Genomic DNA, 17,363 nt, shown 5'->3' on the forward strand with positions numbered 1-17,363 from the left:
GTTGACAGAGACTCCCTGAACGCATGAGCATTTCCGTACAAGACATTAAAAAGCTGCGCGACGCGACCGGCGTGGGCATGATGGACTGCAAGAAAGCCCTGAAAGAAGCCGACGGCGATTTTGAGGCAGCGGTTGAACTGCTGCGCAAGAAAGGTCAGAAGGTAGCGGCCAAGCGGGCCGACCGCACCGCCGAAGAGGGCCTGGTCGTTACGCGCATCAGCGACGACGAAAGCACCGGCGCCATTGTGGAGGTCAACTGCGAAACGGACTTCGTTGCGCGCAACGACGACTTCCAAACGTTTGCCGCCACCATCGCCGATCAGGTGCTGGCCGAGCAGCCGAGCGCCCTTGATGCCCTGAAGGCGCTTCCGTTTGACGACGACCACACGATTGACGAAGAGCTGGCAGCCATCACAGGCCGGATCGGCGAGAAAATTGCCATCCGCCGCTTCGATGTGCTCGACAGCGACGCGGGCACGATCCTGTCGTACGTACACCCCGGCTCGAAGCTGGGCGTTTTGATTGAGGTGACGGGCGACGGCGACGTGCACGATGCCGGCCGCGACGCGGCCATGCAGGTGGCTGCCATGAACCCCATTGCTGTGCGCCGCGAGGAAGTCTCCGAAGAGAAGCAGGAGAAGGAGATGGAGATTGCACGCGAGGCTGCGCTCAACGAGGGCAAGCCCGAGCACGTCATCGACAACATCGTGCAGGGCAAGCTCAACCGCTTCTTTGAGGACAACGTGCTGCTGGAGCAGAAATTCGTGAAGGACGGCTCGATGAGCGTGGGCGACATGCTTGACGAGGCCGGCGTTGACGTGCAGCGGTTTGTGCGCTACGCCCTGGGCAACTAAACCCCCCGACGTGCGCGCATCACCGCGCCAACTCGTTCTTCCTCACCCGGTTTGCTAGTCTCTCCCATGGCCGATGCATCGCCCGAAGCTGCCGCGTCGTCGCTCACGCACCGGCGCGTCCTGCTCAAACTTAGCGGCGAAGCCCTCCTGGGCGCCGATCGCTCGTTTGGCATCGACGAGTCGGTGCTGCGTACCTACGCGCAGGAAATTAAACAAGCCGTAGCGCTGGGCGCCGAAATCGCCATCGTGATTGGCGGCGGCAATATCTTTCGTGGGGTGCAGAATGCCATGAAGGGCATGACGCGCGCCCACGCCGACTACATGGGCATGCTGGCCACAATGATTAACGGCATGGCCCTGCAAGATGCCCTGGAGCAAGCCGGACTCAAGACGCGCTTGCAGTCGAGCATCAAGATGGAGGAGATTGCCGAGCCGTTCATCCGGCGGCGGGCGATGCGCCATCTTGAAAAGGGGCGCGTCGTCATTTTTGGTGCAGGAACGGGCAATCCGTACTTTACAACCGATACGGCGGCTGCGTTGCGCGGCCTTGAGATTGATGCCGAGGTGATTTTGAAGGGCACGCGCGTAAACGGCGTGTTTGCCGAAGACCCCGAAGAAAACCCCGAGGCCACGCGCTTCGCCCGTATTCACGGCGACGAAGTGATTCGGCGCGGGCTGCGGGTGATGGACATGACAGCCTTTACGCTGTGCCAGGAGTCGGAGATGCCGATCATCGTGTTCAACATGGGCGTTGAAGGCAACCTGGCCCGCGTGCTACAAGGCAACACCGCCATAGGCACCCGCGTGCACTGGAACGACGACGCGCCCGCCACGCAGCCCGCGTAATCCCAACGCTTCCTTTCCGTTCATCCCCTATTGCATTATGGCTGACGACCCCATTCAAAATCTGCTGGACGACGCCCACACGCAGATGGACGAAACGCTGGAGTACCTGCGCTCCGAGCTTAAGGCCTTTCGCGTGGGCCGCGCCCGCCCGGCCATGCTCGAAAATATTCGCGTGGACTACTACGGCAGCCAGACGCCGCTCAACCAGCTCGCCACCATCACCGCGCCGCAGGCCGATCTGCTCCTCATCCAGCCGTTCGACAAGAACGCCATCCAGGACATCGAGCGGGCCATCATGACCTCCGACCTGGGCCTCAACCCGAACAACGACGGCCAGCAAATTCGCATTCCCGTGCCGCCGCTCTCCGAGGAGCGCCGCAAGGAAATTGCCAAAACCGTGCGCGAGCGCGCCGAAGACGCCAAAATCTCCATTCGCAATATCCGGCGCGAGTTTAAGGACGAGCTGAAGCAAACCATCGCCGAGGAAAACCTGTCGGAGGACGTCTTGTACGGCGGCGAAGAAGACATCCAGGCGCTTACCGACGAATTTACGGAGCGCATCGACCAGCTGATGGAACGCAAGGTAGAGGAAATCATGCAAGTCTGACGTTTTGCCACCGGGGGCCGTGCCCCCGTTTGTTTGGAGGGGTGCCCGAGCGGTCGAAGGGGCTCGCCTGGAAAGCGAGTGTGCCGTCCTGCGGTACCGAGGGTTCGAATCCCTCCCCCTCCGCTGATGTGTGTCCCGTCCATGGCCGAGTGTTCACCCGGAGCGCTCGGCTGTCGTATATCTCGCAGCCCCGCTCGTCTCGTTCTCGATGTTATGATTGCTAGCATGACCGGCTTTGGCCGCGGCACGGCCACGGCCGAAGGCGTTACCGCCACCGTAGAAATTCGATCGGTGAACAAACGGCATTTCGATCTCTCGCTGCGCGCCCCCGACCTGCTTGCGCCCCGCGAACGCGCCATCGAGACGCAGATCAAAAACCGGTTCGACCGCGGCCGCTTCAAGGTGAACGTGCGCCTCGATGCCGAAGACGCCGACACGCCCGCCGTCCGCGTGGATACCGCCGCGGCGGTGCACTACAAACAGGTGCTTGAGCGCCTGCGCGCCGCCGCCCAACTGCAGGAGCCCATTCGCCTGGAGCACCTGCTGCACTTTTCGGGCGTGTTTACCACCGAAGAACCGGACGACGAGGATCCCGACGCCCGCCTAGCGGCGGTGTGGCCTGCCGTAGAAGCGGCGCTTGCGGACGCCATCGATGCGCTCGATGCCATGCGCCGCGAGGAAGGCGCTGCCCTGCACGACGACCTGCAGGACCGCCTGAATGCCATGAGCGACCACTTGGCGGTCATCCAAGAGCGGGCGCCGCAGCGGGTTGAGGAGCACCAAGAGCGCCTGCGCACCCGTCTGGCCGAGCTGCTCGACGACGATCGCCTCGACCGCGACCGCCTCGAAACCGAAATTGCCATCATCGCCGACAAGCTCGACATCAACGAGGAGTGCGTGCGCCTGCGGTCGCACGTCGATCAGTTTGAAACCGCGCTGGAGAGCGCTGAGCCGGTGGGCCGCAAGCTCAAGTTTTTGGTGCAGGAGATGCACCGCGAGGCCAACACCATTGGCGCAAAGGCCAACGACGATGTGGTGTCGCGCCATGCGGTGGGCATCAAGGAAGAAATCGAAAAGCTCCGCGAGCAAATTAATAACGTCGAATAAGCCCGGGCCGAGCCACCGCTAGGGGCTGTTTTCTCCGGCGCCACGTGGTCCTCCTGCCCAACGGCCGCACCCGGCGGCCGCTCTCGTCCGAACGCATTGAACGGTCTGCCCTGTATGTCTGCTCGTCGCATCATTGTCCTCACCGCTCCCAGTGGGGCGGGCAAAACGACCATTGCCCGCCGCGTGATGCCCCAACTCCCCACGGTCGACTTTTCGGTGTCGGCCACCACGCGCGCGCCGCGTCCGGGCGAAGCGCATGGCACCGACTATTATTTCCTGTCGACGGACGACTTTCAGGAAAAAATGGAGGCGGGCCAGCTGCTCGAATACGAAGAAGTGTACCCCGGCATGTTCTACGGCACGCTGCAATCGGAAGTGGACGCAAAAGGCCGCACCGGCGGGGTGCTGCTCGATATTGACGTAAAAGGCGCCCTGAACGTCAAGCAGCAGTTTGGAGACGATGCGCTCGTGTGCTTCATTCAGCCGCCGTCGATGGAGGAGCTGGAGCGCCGCCTGCGCGGGCGCGGCACCGAGGACGAGCACGACGTGGCCGAGCGCCTCGACCGTGCGCGCTGGGAGATGCAGCAGGCCGATCGCTTCGATGCCGTTGTTGTGAATGACGACCTCGACAAAGCCGTCGACGAAACCCTGGCGTACATCCGGCAGTTTATCGAAAGCTAACGCACACGCCACTCTTTATAGAATCGCCTGCCGCCGATGGCTATCCAAACCCTCGACGTCGATGACCTTGCTGCACGTACCGGAAATATCTACGAGACGGTAGCGATCCTCTCGAAGCGTGCCCGCCAAATTGCGTCGAACGAGCAAACGGAGATTGAGGAGAAGCTCCAGTATTTTGAGGGCTTCGGGCCGGAGATGGAAGACGTGCACATGCAAGAAGAGCAAGCGGCCGCCTCGAAGGAGTTCGAGAAGCGCCCCGAGCCTACCGAGCGCGCCATCAAAGACTTTGTGGACGACGAGCTGTACTTCCGTCACGCCAACGAAGAATAAGCACCGGCGTCCGTTGTCCGCCTCGCATCCGGCGCCGATGAAGCCTGTGCACCACCCTGCAGGGCCGGGCCGCCGGATGTTTTGTTGTCTCGTGCCTCGTGTGCCGTCATGGCCCTCCCCGACCTCACCGACCGGCGCCTGCTGTTGGGCGTTACGGGAAGTATTGCGGCGTATAAAGCAGCCCTGCTCGTGCGTCTCCTAAAGCGTGCCGGTGCCGCCGTGCAGGTGCTCATGACGCCCGACGCCGCCCGCTTTATTCCGCCGCTCACGCTGGGCACCCTCTCCGAGCGGAAAGTCCTCACCGAAATCTTTCCGGCCAACGAAGACGGCTCGTGGACGCAGCACGTCACGTTGGGCACCTGGGCCGATCTGTTCGTCATTGCCCCTGCAACGGCCCAAACGATCGCCAAGCTGGCCGGGGGCTTCAGCGACTCGATGCTCACCGCCACGGTGCTCTCGGCCAACTGCCCGCTCCTGGTGTGCCCCGCCATGGACCGCGACATGTACCAGCACCCGGCCACGCAGCGCAACCTCAGGCAGCTTGCCGACTACGGCTATCACGTCATGCCGGCGGCGCACGGCGCGCTCGCCAGCGGCCTGGTGGGGCAGGGCCGCATGCCCGAACCTGCGGCCATCGTGCGCGAGATTGCCGAGCGCCTGCTGCCCACCGACGGCCCCCTCAGCGGCCAGCACGTGCTCGTGACCGCCGGCCCAACGCAAGAACCCATCGACCCGGTGCGGCACCTCACCAACCCGTCGACCGGCACAATGGGGGTTGCCCTTGCGCAGGCCGCGGCCGCCCGCGGGGCCCGCGTCACCCTCGTGGCCGGGCCAACCACGCTCGACACGCCGCCGGGCGTCTCGCGCGTCGACGTGCGCACCGCCGCCGCCATGCACGAGGCCGTGCAGCGCCGCCGCGACACCGCCGACTGGGTGCTGATGGCCGCCGCCGTTGCCGACTACACGCCCGCCGATCCGTCCGACCGCAAGCAAAAAAAGCGTGACGATGATCTCACCATTCGTCTCCGGCGCACGCCCGATATTCTGAAAACGCTGGGCGCCCACAAGCACGACGGGCAACGCCTGCTGGGCTTCGCGCTGGAAACCCACGACGGCCTCGCGCACGCCAAAGAAAAGCTGCGAGCCAAAAACTTGGACTGGATTGTGCTGAACAACCCGACGGAGGAGGGCGCGGGCTTCGGGCCGTCAACCAACGCCGTTACCTTGCTTGGTGCGGACGGCTCCCGCACCGCGTTCCCCCAGATGGACAAATTTGCCCTGGCCGGCGCTCTTTTGGATCATGTAATTGAAGCCCCCCATGCGTGACCTCCTTCGCAGCACGCGCCAGCTGCTCGCGCACGAACGCGCCCTCACGGGCTCCTGGCTTCCCCTAAACGCTCATCGCTCTGCCACCGCTTCCGACGACGACATGCCCAACCAAGACCTGTTCGGCAACACGATCGACCCGACCGAAGACGCGTCTCTCCCGCCGCACGCACGCATCCACGCGCTCATCCCAGAGGAGGCGCCGTACCGCGATGTGGAGTCGCTTGAGGAACTGGAAGCCATCGTCGCCAACACTGTGTTCATCCCGCTCGATGAGGAGCGCCAGAACCCGGTGTTTGGCGTCGGTACGCCCACGGCCGACCTCCTCGTCATTGGGGAAGCGCCCGGGCGCGACGAAGACAAAGAGGGCGAGCCGTTCGTGGGCCGCTCGGGGCAGCTCCTGGACAAAATTTTGGCGGCGATCAACTTCGATCGCTCCGACATTTACATCACCAACATCCTCAAGAGCCGCCCGCCCAACAATCGCGACCCGCAGGCGGAAGAAGTGGAGGCGCACATCCCGATCCTGTACAAGCAGATCGAACTCATCCGCCCGCAGATTATCCTGTGCGTGGGTAAGGTGGCCGCCAACACGCTGCTCGACCGGCGCTCGTCGCTCAAGTCGCTGCGCGGCAAAGAGCACGACTTCTACGGCATTCCGGTGATGGCTACCTATCACCCGGCCGCGCTGCTGCGTAACCCAAACTGGAAGCGCCCCACGTGGGAGGACATGAAGCTGCTCCGCACGCGCTACGATGCGTTGACCGACGCCGCGTAACCTATCACGCGTGAGGCGTCATTCTTCATTTGTAGAAATGGGCCAGCGCCCGTACGTTAATCAGTCCGCTCGTTCACAAGGTGCCCCATGCCATGGCCGACTCCGACGACTCGAAGCAGCGCCTGAACATCGACGACAGCGGGCGGCCCTCGTACCCGCTCGACAAGATGCGCGGGCGCCAAAGCGAGCGCCGGCGGGCCCGGGCCGAGGCGGTCCATAAAAAATCGGGCCGCGTGCCGCCGCAGGCCACCGATGTGGAGATGAGCGTGCTGGGCGCCATGCTCTTGGAGCGCGAGGCCATCCCCAAGGCCATCGAGATTCTGCCCGAGGAGGCGTTCTACAGCGCGAAGCATCAAAAAATTTACGGCGCTATCCTCAGCCTCTTTGAGCGGGGCAATCCGGTGGACCTCGTCACGCTCACCGAGGAGTTGAAGCGGCGCGACGCGATCGACGACATCGGCGGGCCGTACTACCTCACCGAGCTGACGACGCAGGTGGCTTCGGCGGCCAACGTAGAATATCACGCCCGCATCATTGCGGAGAAGTCGCTGCTGCGGCAGCTCATCGAGAAGCTCACGAGCCTAGTGGGCGACGCGTACGAGCCTGGCGCAGACGCTTTTGAGCTGCTCGACGAGGCCGAGAGCGAAATCTTTGGCATCTCGGACACGCAGATGCGCCGCGCGGCGGCGCCTATGAACGACGTGGTAAAAGATACGCTGGAGCAGCTGGAGGCCATCCACGGGCAAGATACCGGCATTACCGGCGTGCCCAGCGGCTTCGACGCGCTCGACCGGCTCACGAGCGGCTGGCAGCCCTCCGATCTGGTTATCGTTGCGGCACGGCCGTCGATGGGAAAGACGGCGTTTAGCCTGGCGTGCGCGCTAAACGCAGCCACGCATCCTGAACGGCAAACCGGCGTGGCCATCTTCTCGCTGGAGATGGGCGCGCAACAGCTCGCGCAGCGCATGCTCACCTCCGAGGCCCGCGTGGATGCGCACCGGGCCCGCACCGGGCGTATGAAGGACGACGACTGGCAGCGCCTGGCCCGCACCGCCGGCCGCCTCAGCGAAGCGCCCATCTACATCGACGACACACCGGGCCTGAGCGTGCTGGAGCTGCGTGCCAAGTGCCGCCGCCTGAAAGCCGAGCACGACATCGGCCTCGTGGTGGTCGACTACCTGCAGCTGATGCAAGCCTCCGGCAAGCTCCGCAGCGGCGCCAACCGCGAGCAAGAGATCGCCCACATCTCGCGGTCGCTGAAGGGCCTCGCCAAAGAGCTGAACCTGCCGGTGATTGCCCTCTCGCAGCTCAACCGCGCCGTTGAAAACCGGGGCGGCGACAAGCGCCCGCAGCTCTCGGACCTGCGCGAATCCGGCTCTATCGAGCAGGATGCCGATGTGGTGTCGTTCATCTACCGCGCCGAGCGCTACGGCATTACCACCGACAACGAAGGCAACCCCACCGAGGGCCGCGCCGAAGTGATCATTGGCAAGCAGCGGAACGGTCCGATTGGCGTGGCCGAGCTGGCCTTCGTGAAGAAGTACGCGCGCTTCGAAAACCTCTCGCGGAGCGGCGGCCCCGGGCCGGGCGGCTTCCCCGACGACGGCGGCTGGGACGACGGCCCGCCCCCGCCCAACGACGACTGGGACAACGGGCCGCCCGGCGGCGACGGCACCGGCCAACGCGCCGATGCACCGTTTTAGGCGCTTTCTAACAACCTTGGCCTGCAATGACGCGCGGGCTACGCCGCTGGGACGATGCCCACGAGCGTAGCCCGCCAATCTGTTCAAACGTCCCCCAACCGGGGGCCGCGTGCTTTGGGGCGTTAGGACGCCGCGTTGCCTATCAGGTCGTAGCCGGCCGCGCGCCACCCCTGCAGGCCGTCCTCAAAATCGCGCACGTTGCGGTAGCCCATTTCTTGCAGCGTGCGGGCCGCCTCCGGCGACGCGGTGCAGTCGGCATTTGCGCAGTAGACCACCACCGGCGCCTCGCGATCCGGCACAATCTCCTCAACCACAGCGATGTTGTCTGTGGGCACGTTGATGGAGCCGGGAATGCGGCGCGCCTGATAGGCCTCGGCATCGAGAACGTTGATGAGGATGGGCGGCCGGTCGCTGCGCAGCTCGCGCTTCAGCGAGTCGGCCGTGAGGGTTGCAAGCGTGTCGGCTGGTTCGGCGGTTGCTGTTGCCATAGCGATCAATGATGGGTTATGAGCAATCAATGAACGCTTGTGCCACAACACAGCGGCACGCGCTTAAAATGTTTGCCGGGCGTAGGCTCTGTTACCAAAGCGTTGCAGCCTCCCGGTGCATGACCGCGTGCAGGTCGGCCGTGGCGGCAGGGGTTGTGGCGTACCCACCCGAGAGCAGCAGCACCGTGGCAACATCCGATGCAGCAAAGGTGCGCAGCGCGAAGCGGTCGCGGGCGTGCAAGCCGTCGCGCGTGAGGGCGAGGCGGCCGTACCGATCGCCGGCCATCACGTCAATTCCGCCCAGGTAGATGATCAGGTCGGGGCGTGCGCGAGCCACGGCGGTGGGGAGGTGTGCCGCAAGGGCATCGAGGTAGGCAGCGTCGGGCGTGTCATCGGGCAAGCCGACATCGTGGGTGGAGGGCGGCTTGCGGAAAGGATAGTTTTTGGCGCCGTGCATCGAAAAAGTGTAGACGGCGGGGTCGTCCGCAAAGAACGCCGCGTTGCCATTGCCCTGGTGCACGTCGAGGTCTACAATCAGCACGCGCTGCACCCAGCAGGCCCGCTGCAGCACGCGGATGGCCACAGCCACGTCGTTCAGCACGCAGAAGCCTTCGCCGTGGCCGGGGGCCGCGTGGTGCGTACCGCCTGCCAGGTTGGCTGCCACGCCGTCCTGTAGGGCCATCAGGGCGGCGTTGAGCGTCCCCTGCACGGCCAAGCGCGAGCGCCGCACCAGCCGGGGCGACCAGGGCAGGCCCATGCGCCGCTCCTCCCGATCGGTGAGCGCGCCGCGGGCGAGGCGGTCGAGATAGTCGCGCGTGTGCACCGTCAGTAGATCCGACCAATCGGCCGGGCGCGGTGCCACCACATCTTCTGCGCGCACCAGCCCCTCGCGCAGCAGCTGCGCATGCAGCGCCGGAAACTTGGCCATGGGAAAGGGATGCCCGTCGGGCAGCGGAACGTAGTAACCGTCGCAATAACTGACGCGCATACTGCAAGGTGCGTTGCGGGTGGAGCGGAGCTGTACGCCACGTAAGAAGAACGTCCGTGAGGCGCAGTTCCACACCGGGCGCGGACGTAAGCGCGCCGAAACATTTGGGTCGGCGGAGGGTGCTTTTTACTGACCTATGTCTATCGTGCCCGTCGCCGCCCATCCGAGAGTTTTATGGCTTACACGCTTCGTCGCTCCACGGCCGCCCTTCTCGGCATCGGTTTGCTCCTGGTGGGATTGCTCAGCGGCATCCTCTTTATGCTCATCACGGCGCCCGCGCCGCCGGCCGGCCCGCCCACGCCCCAAACCAACCGCGTGGTGCTGGGGGCCGCGAACGACCCGGTGCAGCCCGCTGCCGACTCGGCCGAAGCAGCGCCGGTGACGCCGCATTCGCCGGGCATCAACGAAACCTTTCGCTCGGTGGCGCGCGAGGCGACGGCTTCGGTGGTGTATCTGGAAGTGGTTGTCGATCCGCCCGATGGACAGGCGGGCCGCTTTCAAGGCGACCTGCAGGACTTTTTCCGCTCGCCCAATCCGCACCAGAGCGTGGGCAGCGGCGTCATCATCAGCGAAGACGGCCACATCGTGACCAACCGCCACGTCGTGAAAAATGCGGAGACGATCCGCGTCACGCTGGCCGACAAGCGCGAGTTTCAGGGCACGCTGGTGGGCACCGACCCGGCCACCGACCTTGCGGTCCTCAAGATTGACGCCCCGCGTCCTCTTCCTGCGCTACCCATCGGGGCGTCGCGGAAGGTGCAGGTGGGCGACTGGGTCATGGCCGTGGGCAACCCGTTTCGGTTGACCTCTACGGTAACCACCGGCATCGTGAGTGCGCTGGGCCGCCAGATCAACATCATCGACAACAGCTTCCGCATTGAGGATTTCATCCAGACCGATGCGGCCATCAATCCGGGGAATTCGGGCGGGGCGCTCGTCAACCTCTCCGGCGAACTCATCGGCATCAACACGGCCATTGCCACCGACAGCGGCACCAGCGAGGGCTACGGCTTTGCCATTCCCAGCGCCCTCATGGAGCGCGTGGCCCGCGACCTGATCCGCTACGGCGAGGTGCGGCGCGGTTACCTGGGCGTAAGCATTGCCGCGGTAAACGACGAGCGCGCCGAGGCGATTGACCTGGGCGGCATCCGCGGGGTGTACGTGACCGATGTGCAGCCGGGAAGCGCCGCTGCGCAAGGCGGCGTACAGGCGGGCGACGTCATCCTGGCCGTGAACCGGCGCACCGTCAACGCCACCAACGAGCTGCAAGGCGCCGTGGCGCGCCACCGTCCGGGCGACACCATCCAACTGACCGTGTGGCGCGACGGGGCCGAGCGGCGCCTGGGCGTAACCCTGATGGGACGCAGCGATGCAGCCTACCAGCAATGGCGCGACCGCTTGCAAGGCCCGCCGAACGATGCCGCGCCGGATGACGATGCGCCGATGCTTCCGGACGCCGCCCCCGCTCCTGATTCGTCGGCGGTGACGCCCATTGCGGCCTGGGGGATTGGCGTGCGGCCGCTTACGGCGGTGGAGCGCGAACGCTTTGGCACTGCTGATGGCTTGTACGTGGCGTATGTGCGCGACGGCGGCCGCGCTGCGGCGGCCGGCCTAAATCGCGACGTGGTGCTCACGCATGTGAACCGTAAAGCGGTAAACGCCGCAGCGCAGCTCGCGCAACGCATTGAAGCGGCCCAGCCGCCTATGCTGGTGCGCGTGCGCCGGAGCGACGGCACCACGGCCTTCTACGAACTTCTTTAAGGGCAGCACGGCCTATCCTGCCCGCTCTTTTCATTTGTCTTGTGTAGTTTTATGCTTCGTTACCTTACCGCCGGCGAGTCGCACGGCGAGGCCCTCATTGGCATCATCGAGGGCATGCCCGCCCACGTTCCGCTGACGGCTGCCGACATCAATACGCACCTGGCGCGCCGCTGGCTGGGCTACGGCCGCGGCGGCCGCTCGAAGATCGAGAACGACAAGGTCCACATTTATAGCGGGCTGCGGTTTGGGAAGACCATGGGCAGCCCCATTGCCTTTCGGCTCGACAATGCCGCCTACACCAAGGACCGCGCCGGCTGGCCCGAAAAGATGGCCCTGGAGGGCTCCGGCGACGACATCGACCCCGTCACCCTGCCGCGACCGGGCCATACCGACCTGGCCGGCCTGCAAAAGTACAACTTCGACGACATCCGTCCGGTGATTGACCGGAGCAGCGCGCGCGAGACGGCCATGCGCGTGGCGTGCTGCTCGGTGGCCCGCCAGCTGCTCGCACAGTTTGGCATTGCCGTGGGCAGCCACGTGGTGCGGCTGGGCGACGTCACCTACGACGATGCGTCCGACTGGGCCGCCCGGCGGGATGCCCTCTTGGAGGACGGCGGCGCCCGCGCCCTGTACGAAGCGGCCGACGAAAGTGCCCTGCGCATGCTCGACGACGACCTCACGGCGGAGGCCGTCGAACACATCGAAGCCACAAAGAAAGCCGGCGACTCGCTGGGGGGGGTCTACGAGGTGGTTGTTACCGGCGTGCCCCCCGGGCTGGGGTCGTACGTGCACTGGGACCGGCGCCTCGACGGCCAGCTGGCCCAGGCCATCTGCTCCATTCAAGCCCAAAAAGCCGCCGAGATTGGCGACGGCGTGCAGAATGCCGCGCGCCCCGGCTCGCAGGTGCACGACCCCATTGCACCCGACGGCGACGGATCGCTCACGCGCCGCACCAACCATGCCGGCGGCATTGAGGGCGGCACCTCCAACGGCATGCCCATCATCGTGCGCGGCTACATGAAACCCATTCCCACGCTCATTAAGCCGCTCGACTCGGTAGACCTGGCCACCGGCGAGGCCCAAACCACCCGCTACGAGCGCAGCGACATCACGAGCGTGCCGGCCGCGTCGACCGTGGCCGAGGCCACCGTGGCCTACACCATCGCAAACGCCTTCCTCGAAAAATTCGGGGGCGACCACCTGGAGGAAATACGTGCCCATGTGGCCAACGGAACGGCGCAACCCGGGAGCCAGCGCCCGTAGCGCCGGTTTCCCCTATAACTTCCAGCGGTATGTTGACACGCAACATACTGCATCGTATATTTGAATAGTTTACAAACCCGTTACAGACGCATGCCGCGCCCTCGACGCCTATGCCGGTAGGGTTGCCCATGCGCGCTATGGTTCCATGACGCAGGCTTCGGCGCTTCAGTCTACATTCCCCAATGCTTCCGCGGCCGCCGTGTCGCTCAACCAGCCGCTGGCCGTGCTGCGGTCGGTGGTAGACGCCTGGCCGGGCGTGGTGGGCGTGCTGGATGCCGAGGGGGTGGTGCAGGCGTGGAGCCCGGAATGGGCCGCCGTCTTCGAGATGGAAGGGCCTACGCCCTGGGCCGAGCTGGTGGAGGACGCCGCTGGCCACTGGCAGGACGTGCTGGACACGACACGCCGCGAGCAGGTGCGCCAACGCGGCACCGACCAGCGCCTCAAGCATGTGAACGGCAAGGAGTACTGGGTCGACTGGACGGCCTGCCCGTGGCACCCGCCGGACGGGCCGACCGGCAGCGTTCTCATTCTGACGGATCGCACGCTGGCGCGCCAGGCCCACGCGGCCCGCGAGCAGATGGGCAGTCGCTTTGATGCCCTGCTTAACACCGTCAACGAAGGCGTGCTGCTCATGGACCGTCGCGGCATCTTTCGCGATTGCAATGCCACGGCCGCTCGCATCTTTGGACGGCCCCGGCATGAAATCATCGGGGCGCGCTTTAACGACGACAAGTGGAACGGCCTGCGCCCCGACGGCACACCGATGCCCAACGCCGAATTTCCGTTCTGGCGGGCCTACTTTATGCGAGAGCCGATCGAAGATGCGCTCATGGGCATTTATCCGCCCGATGAGCCGCCCCGGTGGATTCGTGTGAACGCCCGTCCGCTGTTCGACTCGTACAGCGACGATCCGTACGGCGTCTTGGCCTGCTTTCAGGACGTCACCGACCAGCAGCTCAAAGACGAGGCGCTGCAAACCTCGCGCGACCTCTTGTCCAGCGTCCTCACCAGCTCGCTCGACGGCATCCTTGTGCTTGCGGCCGTGCGCAACTCGCAAAGCACCATCACCGACTTCGAGTGCCTGCTGGCCAATCCACAGGCCGAAAAGATGTTTGGGCGTTCCGCCGATGACCTCGTGGGTACGTCCCTTAGCGAGGAGCTGCCCGAAGCTGTAACCGACGACCTCTTTGCCACCTACCAGGCGGTTATTGCAGAAGGCGATCCGCAGCAGATTGAAGTAGAGCGTACCGTAGCGCAGGACGACGAGGGGCCGCGCACGGTGTGGTATCATGTGATGGCCGTCAAGATTGAGGACGGCGTAGCGGTTACCTTCCGCGATATTACCGAGCGCAAAGAAGCTGCGCAGGCCATGGCGGCTACCAATGCCAAGCTGGAGCAACGCAACCGTGCCCTGCGCGACTTTGCGTATGTGGCCTCGCATGACCTGCAAGAGCCGCTGCGCAAAATTAGTGCGTTCTCGAATCTCGTGCTGGAAGACTACGGGGACGTGGTGGACGACGACGGCCGCCACTACCTGGAGCGCATGCAGGACGCAGCCCAGCGCATGTCGCAGCTTATCTCTGACCTGCTCGTGTACTCTCGCGTCACCACACAGAGCCGTCCCTTTAAGCCGGTCGACCTGAACACGGTGGCGGCGAACGTAAAGAGCGACCTCGAGTTGCGCATCCGCGACGTAGACGGCACGGTAGACATTGGCCCGCTGCCCACCCTTACGGCCGACCACACCCAAATTCGCCAGCTCCTCCAAAACCTGATCGGCAACGGTCTCAAGTTTCACCGCCCGAACGTCCCTCCAGCTGTAACCGTACGCGCGGATACTGTACCTGCCGATTCGCTGCCTGAGGAGGTGTATGTCGATACCAGCGGCCCGGTGTGCCGCCTGACCGTGGCCGACAACGGCATTGGGTTCGACAACAAATACGCCGACCGTATTTTTTCTCCTTTTAAGCGTCTCCACGGCCGCAGTGCCTACGAAGGCACCGGGATGGGCCTGGCCATTTGCCGGCGCATCGTGGAGCGCCACAGTGGCTATATTACCGTAGCGAGCGTTCCCAACGAGGGAACAACGTTCACTGTTTACCTTCCGGTACGTCCTGCCGCGTAACCCGTACGGCAGCGCGCGTGCGCCGGACCGATACAGCATCCTATGGACTTACGACGCAGTTGGATGAATACAGCACGCGGCATTGACATTCTTTTGGCAGAGGACGACCCCGACGACCGCATGTTTACGCGGCGCGCGCTCAAGGGCAGCCGCCTTGCCAACGACATCTCGGCCGTAGAGGATGGCGAGGAGCTCATGCAGTACCTGCGCCACGAGGGGCCCTACAGCGACCCCTCCACCTCGCCGCGCCCCGGCCTGATCTTGCTCGACCTGAACATGCCCCGCATGGACGGCCGTGAAGCCCTCAAGCAAATTAAATCAGATGCGGATCTCCGTCGGATCCCGGTCATTGTGTTAACAACCTCTGATGCCGAGCAAGACATCTTGCAAAGCTACGATTTGGGAGTGAATGCCTTCGTGACGAAGCCGGTTACCTTCGAAGGCCTCGCCGATGCGATCAAGGCGTTGGGGGAATTCTGGTTCGAGATTGTGAAGCTCCCGCCCGAGCGCGAAGTAATCGACTGATCCTACATGATGACAGCTCCCGAGGCGCTCGACCTTCTGCTCATTGAGGATGATGAGGACGACTTCCTCATCACCAAAGCGCTCCTCTCGAAGGCGCAAACCATCCAGTGCGCCATCGACTGGGCGCAGAGTTACGACGAAGGCCTCGAGGCCATCTTCGACGGGAGCTACGACGTGTGCCTTGTGGACTACCGCCTGGGGGCCCGCAACGGGCTCGACCTGCTCAAGGAGGTGAAGGAACGCGGCGGCGTGCCCACGCCCATCATTCTGCTCACGGGCCAGGGCGACCTGCGCGTGGACCTGGACGCCATGACGGCCGGGGCGGCCGATTACCTCTCGAAAGAGCAGATCGACGCGCCGCTTTTAGAGCGCTCCATTCGGTATGCCGTGGAGCGCCACGCCGCCGAGCAACGCATCCGCGAGCAGGCCCAGCTCCTCGACAAGGCCCGCGATGCGATCATCGCCTACGACCTTGACGGGCGCGTGGTGTACTGGAACAAGAGCGCCGAGCGCCTCACCGGCTGGAGCGCCGACGACGTGCTGGGCACCACGGCCCGCGACCGCCTCTACCCCGAAAGTCAGCACGAGAAGCTCGCCGAGGCCCGCGCGACCATCGAGGCCGAAGACGAGTGGACCGGCGAGCTGCGGCAACAAACGCGCGATGACGAGGAACTCATCGTGGAGAGCCGCTGGACCCTTGTGCGCAACGACGCCGGGCAGCCCCAATCCATCCTCGTCATCAACACCGACATCACCGAGCGGAAGCAACTCGAATCGCAGTTTCTCCGCTCGCAGCGCATGGAAAGCATCGGCCGCCTCGTGGGCGGCATCGCGCACGACCTGGGCAACCTGCTCGTCCCCATCCTTTTGGGCGTGAAGGTGTTGCAACAACGGTTTGGCGACGACGACCAGGCCGAGCGCACCCTCTCCATGATTCAGAAAAGCGCCGAGCGCGGCTCAAACATGGTCGAGCAGGTGCTGGCGTTTGCCCGCGGCGTAGAGGGCGAGCGCGTGGCGCTCGACGTGCGCACCATCATCGAGGAGGTGGAGAAGATCACCGGCGAGACGTTCTCGGACGCCATCTCGGTGGTCACGGATCCGCCCGAGGAGCTTCCAAACATTGTGGGCGACGCGACGCAGATTCAGCAGGTGCTCATGAACCTGTGCGTGAACGCCCGCGACGCCATGGACGACGGCGGCCGCATCACCATCAGCGCCAGCACCGTCACCATTACCGACGCCGACGCCCGCCGCACCCTCGATGCCGCGCCGGGCACGTACGTGCGCGTCTCGGTGGAAGACACCGGCAGCGGCATTCCGCCCGACGTGGTCGACAAGGTGTTTGAGCCGTTCTTTTCAACAAAGCCCGAGGGCGAGGGCACAGGCCTTGGCCTCTCGACGGCCTACAGCATCATCAAGAGCCACAACGGCTTTATGGATGTGGACAGCGCGCCGGGCGAGGGGACGACCTTCGACCTGTACCTGCCGGTGGCCGATGCCGATGCGCGCGAGCGCAGCACCCCGGCGCCGGAAGCCTTGCGCGCAGGCCAGGGCGAACGCATCCTCGTGGTTGACGATGAGGCGTTCATCCTGGACACCGCCAAGCAGACGCTGGAGGATGCCGGCTACGCCGTAGAAACGGCGGGCAGCGGCACGGCGGCCCTTGAGCGGCTGGATGCCACGGGGCCTGACCGCTTCGATGCGCTCATCACGGACTTGCGTATGCCCGGCATGGACGGCTTTGAACTGATCCGCGCGGCCCGTGAGCGAAGCGCCGACCTGCCGATCATCGCGGCCAGCGGGCTGGCCGACGGGCGCACCGACCAGGCCCTCGACGCTGGCGCGCAAACCTTTCTGGCCAAGCCGTTTACCGCCGAAAAGCTGCAGGCCGCCCTGCAAGAGGTGCTGCCCGCACACAAAGCAGCCCCGTCCTCGTAGCAGCGCTGTGTGCCCGATCCCAAAGCGCATGCAAACGTGCGCA

General features: G+C 64.7%; 16 protein-coding genes and 1 tRNA gene. 15 read left to right on the forward strand and 2 right to left on the reverse strand.

Annotated features, from left to right (window positions below):
• The first annotated feature begins 23 nt into the window (after positions 1-23).
• The 10 genes from tsf (at position 24) to dnaB (ending at position 8,232) form a co-directional block, all read left to right on the forward strand.
• Positions 24-854 (forward strand): translation elongation factor Ts, encoded by an 831-nt coding sequence (gene tsf, locus SALLO_RS0111055; RefSeq protein WP_022836368.1) that lies wholly within the window; start codon positions 24-26, stop codon positions 852-854.
• 66 nt (positions 855-920) lie between these two features.
• A complete protein-coding gene (gene pyrH / locus SALLO_RS0111060) occupies positions 921-1,700 on the forward strand; it encodes a UMP kinase (protein ID WP_022836369.1) in 780 nt (259 codons plus the stop codon).
• Between the two features lie 37 nt (positions 1,701-1,737).
• Positions 1,738-2,307 (forward strand): ribosome recycling factor, encoded by a 570-nt coding sequence (gene frr, locus SALLO_RS0111065; protein WP_022836370.1) that lies wholly within the window; start codon positions 1,738-1,740, stop codon positions 2,305-2,307.
• Between the two features lie 35 nt (positions 2,308-2,342).
• A tRNA-Ser gene (locus SALLO_RS0111070) sits at positions 2,343-2,430 on the forward strand.
• A gap of 90 nt (positions 2,431-2,520) precedes the next feature.
• Complete coding sequence (locus SALLO_RS0111075) at positions 2,521-3,414, forward strand: YicC/YloC family endoribonuclease (RefSeq protein WP_022836371.1); 894 nt, start codon at positions 2,521-2,523, stop codon at positions 3,412-3,414.
• A gap of 114 nt (positions 3,415-3,528) precedes the next feature.
• Positions 3,529-4,095 carry a guanylate kinase gene (gmk, locus tag SALLO_RS0111080; RefSeq protein WP_022836372.1) on the forward strand — a complete coding sequence of 189 codons (567 nt, stop codon included), beginning with the start codon at positions 3,529-3,531 and terminating at the stop codon, positions 4,093-4,095.
• 36 nt (positions 4,096-4,131) lie between these two features.
• Complete coding sequence (locus tag SALLO_RS0111085; RefSeq protein ID WP_022836373.1) at positions 4,132-4,425, forward strand: DNA-directed RNA polymerase subunit omega; 294 nt, start codon at positions 4,132-4,134, stop codon at positions 4,423-4,425.
• 108 nt (positions 4,426-4,533) lie between these two features.
• The gene (coaBC, locus tag SALLO_RS0111090) at positions 4,534-5,751 is read left to right on the forward strand and encodes a bifunctional phosphopantothenoylcysteine decarboxylase/phosphopantothenate--cysteine ligase CoaBC (protein ID WP_022836374.1); all 1,218 of its coding nucleotides are present in this window, start codon (positions 4,534-4,536) and stop codon (positions 5,749-5,751) included.
• Positions 5,744-6,529, forward strand: coding sequence for a uracil-DNA glycosylase (locus tag SALLO_RS0111095; protein WP_022836375.1), 786 nt, complete (start codon positions 5,744-5,746; stop codon positions 6,527-6,529). Before coaBC ends, SALLO_RS0111095 begins: the two co-directional genes overlap by 8 nt.
• Positions 6,530-6,621: 92 nt before the next feature.
• Entirely contained in the window at positions 6,622-8,232 is a 1,611-nt protein-coding gene (gene dnaB / locus SALLO_RS16750) for a replicative DNA helicase (protein WP_022836376.1), read from the forward strand.
• A 122-nt stretch (positions 8,233-8,354) separates the two neighbouring features.
• On the opposite strand, the gene SALLO_RS0111105 is transcribed toward dnaB, so the two are convergent.
• Positions 8,355-8,720 carry a rhodanese-like domain-containing protein gene (locus SALLO_RS0111105; RefSeq protein WP_022836377.1) on the reverse strand — a complete coding sequence of 122 codons (366 nt, stop codon included), beginning with the start codon at positions 8,718-8,720 and terminating at the stop codon, positions 8,355-8,357.
• A 91-nt stretch (positions 8,721-8,811) separates the two neighbouring features.
• The gene (locus SALLO_RS0111110; protein WP_022836378.1) at positions 8,812-9,708 is read right to left on the reverse strand and encodes a histone deacetylase family protein; all 897 of its coding nucleotides are present in this window, start codon (positions 9,706-9,708) and stop codon (positions 8,812-8,814) included.
• Positions 9,709-9,882: 174 nt separating this feature from the next.
• Between SALLO_RS0111110 and SALLO_RS0111115 the strand changes: the two genes are divergently transcribed.
• From SALLO_RS0111115 to SALLO_RS0111135, 5 genes are all read left to right on the forward strand, one after another.
• Entirely contained in the window at positions 9,883-11,469 is a 1,587-nt protein-coding gene (locus SALLO_RS0111115) for a trypsin-like peptidase domain-containing protein (protein ID WP_022836379.1), read from the forward strand.
• Between the two features lie 51 nt (positions 11,470-11,520).
• Positions 11,521-12,732 (forward strand): chorismate synthase, encoded by a 1,212-nt coding sequence (gene aroC, locus SALLO_RS16755; protein WP_022836380.1) that lies wholly within the window; start codon positions 11,521-11,523, stop codon positions 12,730-12,732.
• Positions 12,733-12,877: 145 nt separating this feature from the next.
• On the forward strand, positions 12,878-14,857 hold the full coding sequence (locus tag SALLO_RS17880; RefSeq protein ID WP_022836381.1) for a PAS domain-containing sensor histidine kinase: 1,980 nt from the start codon (positions 12,878-12,880) through the stop codon (positions 14,855-14,857).
• Positions 14,858-14,899: 42 nt separating this feature from the next.
• Positions 14,900-15,382 carry a response regulator gene (locus SALLO_RS0111130; protein WP_228702807.1) on the forward strand — a complete coding sequence of 161 codons (483 nt, stop codon included), beginning with the start codon at positions 14,900-14,902 and terminating at the stop codon, positions 15,380-15,382.
• Between the two features lie 6 nt (positions 15,383-15,388).
• Positions 15,389-17,320 (forward strand): hybrid sensor histidine kinase/response regulator, encoded by a 1,932-nt coding sequence (locus SALLO_RS0111135; RefSeq protein ID WP_028567172.1) that lies wholly within the window; start codon positions 15,389-15,391, stop codon positions 17,318-17,320.
• Positions 17,321-17,363 lie beyond the last annotated feature (43 nt).

The sequence above is a fragment of the Salisaeta longa DSM 21114 genome (genome assembly GCF_000419585.1).
In the GTDB taxonomy this organism is placed as follows: Bacteria; Bacteroidota; Rhodothermia; order Rhodothermales; family Salinibacteraceae; genus Salisaeta; species Salisaeta longa.

Coding starts and splice junctions, on each gene's coding strand:
- tsf (WP_022836368.1), top strand. CDS start 24: ATGAGCATTTCCGTACAAGACATTAAAAAGCTGCGCGACGCGACCGGC.
- pyrH (WP_022836369.1), top strand. CDS start 921: ATGGCCGATGCATCGCCCGAAGCTGCCGCGTCGTCGCTCACGCACCGG.
- frr (WP_022836370.1), top strand. CDS start 1,738: ATGGCTGACGACCCCATTCAAAATCTGCTGGACGACGCCCACACGCAG.
- SALLO_RS0111075 (WP_022836371.1), top strand. CDS start 2,521: ATGATTGCTAGCATGACCGGCTTTGGCCGCGGCACGGCCACGGCCGAA.
- gmk (WP_022836372.1), top strand. CDS start 3,529: ATGTCTGCTCGTCGCATCATTGTCCTCACCGCTCCCAGTGGGGCGGGC.
- SALLO_RS0111085 (WP_022836373.1), top strand. CDS start 4,132: ATGGCTATCCAAACCCTCGACGTCGATGACCTTGCTGCACGTACCGGA.
- coaBC (WP_022836374.1), top strand. CDS start 4,534: ATGGCCCTCCCCGACCTCACCGACCGGCGCCTGCTGTTGGGCGTTACG.
- SALLO_RS0111095 (WP_022836375.1), top strand. CDS start 5,744: ATGCGTGACCTCCTTCGCAGCACGCGCCAGCTGCTCGCGCACGAACGC.
- dnaB (WP_022836376.1), top strand. CDS start 6,622: ATGGCCGACTCCGACGACTCGAAGCAGCGCCTGAACATCGACGACAGC.
- SALLO_RS0111105 (WP_022836377.1), bottom strand. CDS start 8,720: ATGGCAACAGCAACCGCCGAACCAGCCGACACGCTTGCAACCCTCACG.
- SALLO_RS0111110 (WP_022836378.1), bottom strand. CDS start 9,708: ATGCGCGTCAGTTATTGCGACGGTTACTACGTTCCGCTGCCCGACGGG.
- SALLO_RS0111115 (WP_022836379.1), top strand. CDS start 9,883: ATGGCTTACACGCTTCGTCGCTCCACGGCCGCCCTTCTCGGCATCGGT.
- aroC (WP_022836380.1), top strand. CDS start 11,521: ATGCTTCGTTACCTTACCGCCGGCGAGTCGCACGGCGAGGCCCTCATT.
- SALLO_RS17880 (WP_022836381.1), top strand. CDS start 12,878: ATGACGCAGGCTTCGGCGCTTCAGTCTACATTCCCCAATGCTTCCGCG.
- SALLO_RS0111130 (WP_228702807.1), top strand. CDS start 14,900: ATGGACTTACGACGCAGTTGGATGAATACAGCACGCGGCATTGACATT.
- SALLO_RS0111135 (WP_028567172.1), top strand. CDS start 15,389: ATGATGACAGCTCCCGAGGCGCTCGACCTTCTGCTCATTGAGGATGAT.